Origin of the sequence: Bradyrhizobium sp. (assembly GCF_017881085.1) — a bacterium.
GTDB lineage: Bacteria > Pseudomonadota > Alphaproteobacteria > Rhizobiales > Xanthobacteraceae > Bradyrhizobium.
Genome location: NZ_JADGRI010000358.1, coordinates 1 through 5,134 on the forward strand (window position 1 = coordinate 1; position 5,134 = coordinate 5,134).

The window sequence follows — 5,134 nt, forward strand, 5'->3', positions numbered from 1 at the left end:
ACTACCACTTCGCACACGAGGCTGCGGGTGCACTGGGCACCCGGCATTCCCCACGCCCTCTCTGGGGGCGGAAGGTTCTGGCATTACTCGGGCGTCTCGCGCCGCGAGAATGCGAAGTCGTGTTTAGCCATCATTGGGAGCGCCGGATTCGAATGCCTCCCATTACAAATTAGACATCAAACCGGGGGTATTCCGGCTTTGCCGCATTGCCCCGGCGTGTATATCGTTGCGGTAAGAAGACAGCGCCCTGCGGGTGCCGGGACAGCGCCGTCCGCCGCCGAACGAGGAAATCACTTATGTCCGGAACGCTGCTGTTTTCACCGCTGACCATCCGCGGCGTCGAGCTGAAGAACCGCATCGTGGTGCCGCCGATGCATCAGTATTCCGCGATCAAGGGCTTTCCGACCGACTGGCACCTGATGAACGCGGGAAAATTCGCGGCCGGCGGCGCCGGCCTCGTGGTCGTCGAATCGACCAAGGTCGAACGCCGCGGCTGCGGCACCGTCGGCGATCTCGGCATCTGGGACGACGCCTTCGTCGTGCCGCTCAAGCGGCTGGTCAAGTTCATCAAGCAGCAGAACGCGGTCGCCGGCATCCAGCTCGGCCATTCCGGACGCAAGGCGCGCGCCAACCGTCCCTGGGAAGGCGACGGACCCTTGAAACAAACTCCTGAGGTCGAGGACTGGGACGCCTGGCAGCCGGTGGCGCCGAGCGCGATCGCGCATAGCGAGAAATGGCCGGTGCCGAAGGCGCTGGGGCGCCGGGAGGTCAAGGACCTCGTGCAGGCCTGGGGCAACGCGGCGCGGCGTGCCCGCGAGGCCGGCTTCGATGTGCTGGAGCTTCACGGCGCCCACGGCTATCTCGTGCACCAGTTCCTGTCGGAACGCTCCAACCAGCGCACCGACGAATATGGCGGTTCCGAACTGAACCGGATGCGCTTCATCACCGAGATCACCGAAGCGGTGCGCGCGCACTGGCCCGACGACAAGCCCTTGTTCCTGCGGCTCTCGGTGGAAGACAACGCCGGGTGGGGCCCGGAGCAGAGCGCGCGGCTGGCGAAGATCCTCAAGCCCAAAGGCATCGACGTCATCGACTGCTCTTCCGGCGGCATCACCGACCAGGCACCGATTCTGGGCAAGGAAATCAAATTTGGCTACCAGGTTCCGCTATCCGAATATGTCCGCCACCATGCCGATATCATGACCATGGCGGTCGGCCTGATCATCCATGGCGACCAGGCTGAGCAGATCCTGCGGGACGGACAAGCCGATTTGATTGCGGTCGGGCGCGAAATCCTCAACAATCCGAACTGGCCGATGGATGCTGCCTTGAAACTGGGCATCGAGGGGCCATTTCGAACCGTACCACCGCAGTTCGGCTGGTGGCTGGGCACCCGGGCCAAGCGCGGTTTCGGAACAATGCCGTCAACCTGGCAAAACGGCCTCAAAGATACCGGAAAGGTGTTGTGATTCTGGCCGGGATTCAGCGTAGGGCAAGACACTGAAATATGATCCGTGGCGGGCAGCAACCGAGCGAGAAGGTCCTTCGAGCGATGCGCAAGAATATCCTGTTTATACTCGGTGCGGCGGCGGGCGCGTGCCTGACCTTGCTCGTCACAACGCCCCAGGGCGCGCTGTCGGTCAGCATCGCCAGGGCCGCGGTGGGCGCTGACGCCTATTCGCAGCTAAACCTGTTCGGCGAGGTGTTCGAGCGGGTGAGGGCCGACTATGTCGAGAAGCCCGACGACAGCGCGCTGGTCGAAGGCGCCATCAACGGCATGGTCACCGCGCTGGACCCTCATTCGCGTTACATGAATGACAAGGCCTGGAAGGACATGCAGGAGACGACCCACGGCGAGTTCGGTGGGCTCGGGATCGAGGTCATGATGGAGAACGGCCTGGTCAAGGTCGTCGCACCGATGGACGACACGCCCGCGGCGAAGGCCGGCATTCTCTCCGGCGACCTTATCACCCAGATCGACGACGACCAGGTTCAGGGGCTGACGCTCGAGCAGGCCGTCAACAAGATGAAGGGTCCGGTCGATACCCAGACCAAGCTCAAGATCCAGCGCAAGGGCGCGGACAAGCTGATCGAGGTCACCGTCAAGCGCGAGATCATCCGCGTGCGTCCGGTCACTTTCCACACCGAAGGCGGCGACATCGGCTATATCCGGATCACCTCGTTCAACGAGCAGACCACCGACGGCCTGCAAAAGGCGATCGCCGATATCTCAAAGCAGATTCCGCAGGACAAGCTCGCTGGCTATGTCGTCGATCTCCGCAACAACCCCGGTGGATTGCTCGATCAGGCGGTCTCGGTGTCCTCGACTTTCATGGCACGCGGCGAGGTGGTCTCGACCAGGGGCCGCACGCCCGAGGAAACCCAGCGCTTCACCGCGCACGGCGGCGATCTCACCAAGGGCAAGCCGCTGGTCGTTCTGATCAACGGCGGCGCGGCCTCGGCTTCCGAAATCGTGGCCGGCGCGTTGCACGATCACAAGCGGGCGACGCTGATCGGCACCCGTTCCTTCGGGAAGGGCTCGGTACAGACCATCATCCCGCTCGGGAGCGGCAACGGCGCGCTGGCGCTGACGACGGCACGCTACTTTACCCCGTCCGGTCATTCCATCCAGGCGCAGGGCGTCAAGCCCGATATCGAGGTGCTGCAAACCGTACCCGACGAACTGAAGGACCGTGCCGAACTGAAGGGCGAGGCGTCGATGCGCGGCCACCTCGCCGCGGAAGGCGCGGAGGCGACGGGCTCGCAGTCCTACGTTCCGCCCAGTGAGAAGGACGACAAGGCGCTCGCCGTTGCCTACAACTTCCTGCACGGCGTCATGGTCAATGCGGATGTGCCGCCGGCGCCCAAGGCGACGGTTCCGAACTAGGCGGTCGAGGGAAGCCGCCGGCGCTTGCGGCCGGGGCTCGGCGGCAGTGAGGACCGCCGGTCGCGGCGCGCGAGCATCAGTTGGCGGATGTCGGCGGCCGGTTTCGGCGGGCTGAACAGATAGCCCTGCATTTCCGAGCAGCCGAGCGCGCGCAGCAGTTCCAGCTGTTGTTGGGTCTCGACGCCCTCGGCCGTCGTCGTCATGTGGCGTTCGGCGGCGATATTGACCACCGCCCGCACGATGCAGGACGATCCTCCGGGCTCGGCGATGTCGTTGACGAAGCAGCGGTCGATCTTGATCTTGTCGAATGGAAAACGCTGCAAATAGCTCAGCGAGGAATAGCCGGTGCCGAAATCGTCGAGCGCTATTCTCACCCCGATGCCGCGAAGCTGGTGCAGAATGGCAAGCGCCGTATCGTCGTCGCGGATGAGCACGGCCTCCGTGATCTCCAGTTCGAGCCGGCTCGCCGGCAGGCCGGACGCCGCCAGCGCCGCGACGATCTTCAGTGCCAGCGTGCCGCTGCGAAACTGCACCGGCGAAACGTTGACCGCGAGCCTGATCTCGTCGGGCCACTTCGTGGCCTCCGCGCAGGCCGTCGCCAGCACCCATTCGCCGAGCTGGTTGATCAAGCCGGTCTCTTCCGCGATCGGAATGAATTCGGCGGGCGAGATCATGCCCCGTTCGGGATGGCGCCAGCGCAGCAGCGCTTCGCAGCCGGTGATGCCGTTGTCGGCGAGGCTGACGCAGGGCTGGTAATACACCTCCAGCGCCTCGTCGGCGATGGCCTGGCGCAGGTCCAGTTCGAGCTTGCGGCGGGCCTTGACCTGCGCGTCCATGGCGGGCTCGAAGAAACGATAGGTCCGGCGTCCCGCCGATTTGGCGGCATACATCGCCAGATCCGCGTTCTTGAGAATCTGGTCGAGATCGACGCCGTGCTCCGGAGCGAGCGCGATGCCGATGCTGGCATCCGCGGTCAGCTGGTGACCGAGACATTCGAACGGCTCTCGGATCGCAGCGAAGACCTGGTCGACCAGATCGGTGACGTCGGCGGCGGATTTGACCGCCGTCTGGACGATGGCGAATTCGTCGCCGCCGAGCCGCGCGACGAAATCCGGAGCCGTGACGCACCGGCTCAGGCTTACCGCGACCGACTTCAGCAGTTCATCGCCGATCAGGTGGCCGAGCGAGTCGTTGACGCTCTTGAATTCGTCGATGTCGATGTAGTGCACCGCCAATTGCTCACCCGGGACCACATTCGGCAGTTCCGTCTTCAGCCGCTCGTGGAAGAGGGCGCGGTTCGGCAGATCGGTCAGCGCATCGTAATGCGCGAGATGCGTGATGCGCTGTTCGGCGCGGGTGCGCTCGGTGATATCCTCGTGGGTCGCCACCCACCCGCCATCGCCCAGCGGTTCGTTGACGACCTGGATCGAGCGCCCGTCGGGTGTCTCGATGGTCATGGTTTGTCTGAGCCCGATGTCGCGCAGGACACGGGAACAGTACAGGTCGACGTCGCCCACGAACGTCCCGGTGGCCTTGCGGTGCGCGATGACCTCACGGAATGTGGCGCCCGGCCTCGCGACCCTCGCCGACAGGCCGTACATCTCAATATAGCGCTGGTTGCAGATGACGAGCCGCTGCGACGAATCGAACAGAAGCAGGCCCTGCGTCATGTTGTTGACGGCGGTATCGAGACGTTGCTTTTCCAGCCGCAGCCGTTGTTCCGACAACCGGTGCTGTTGCGCCAGCTTGCGCACGACGAGATACAGCATCGCCGTGATCACCAGCATCGCGAGGGCGGCCGCGGCGATCAGGAACCGGATTTGGGCGCGCCAATCGGCCAGCGCGGCCGTAGCCGTCGTCGTCGCGATCACCACAATCGGAAAGTCGTTCAGCGCGCGAGCCGCGCCCAGCCGGTCCTGACCATCGACAGGACTGGTCAGACGCAGGGACCCGTGGTCGGCCTTCGACAGAACATTCTGGAAGAATGGACCATCGGCGAAATTCTGCCCGATCATCGTATCCATGTGGGGATAACGGGCCAGCAGCGTCCCGTCGCGATGGAACATCGCGATCGCGGCGCCGTCTCCGAGCGAAAGGCTTGCGAAGAATTTTTCGAAGTTGGCCGGCTCTATGCCCCTGCCGATGGCGCCGAGGAATTCGCCGTGCGGCCCGGCAATCTTGCGCGCGATCACGGTGGTCCAGAGGCCGGTGATCCGGCTGTAGACCGGCTCGATCAGCATGTCGGGC

The 5,134-nt window shown here is 64.4% G+C and carries 3 protein-coding genes; 2 read left to right on the forward strand and 1 reads right to left on the reverse strand.

Annotated elements, in window-relative coordinates; genetic code table 11:
- The first annotated feature begins 296 nt into the window (after window positions 1-296).
- The gene (locus tag QZ213_RS24340) at window positions 297-1,469 is read left to right on the forward strand and encodes an NADH:flavin oxidoreductase/NADH oxidase (RefSeq protein ID WP_291688628.1); all 1,173 of its coding nucleotides are present in this window, start codon (window positions 297-299) and stop codon (window positions 1,467-1,469) included.
- A gap of 83 nt (window positions 1,470-1,552) precedes the next feature.
- Window positions 1,553-2,887 carry a S41 family peptidase gene (locus tag QZ213_RS24345; protein WP_291688629.1) on the forward strand — a complete coding sequence of 445 codons (1,335 nt, stop codon included), beginning with the start codon at window positions 1,553-1,555 and terminating at the stop codon, window positions 2,885-2,887.
- On the opposite strand, the gene QZ213_RS24350 is transcribed toward QZ213_RS24345, so the two are convergent.
- Window positions 2,884-5,134 (reverse strand): EAL domain-containing protein (locus QZ213_RS24350; protein WP_291688630.1); only part of this gene is annotated, 2,251 nt, incomplete at its 5' end. The genes QZ213_RS24345 and QZ213_RS24350 overlap by 4 nt on opposite strands.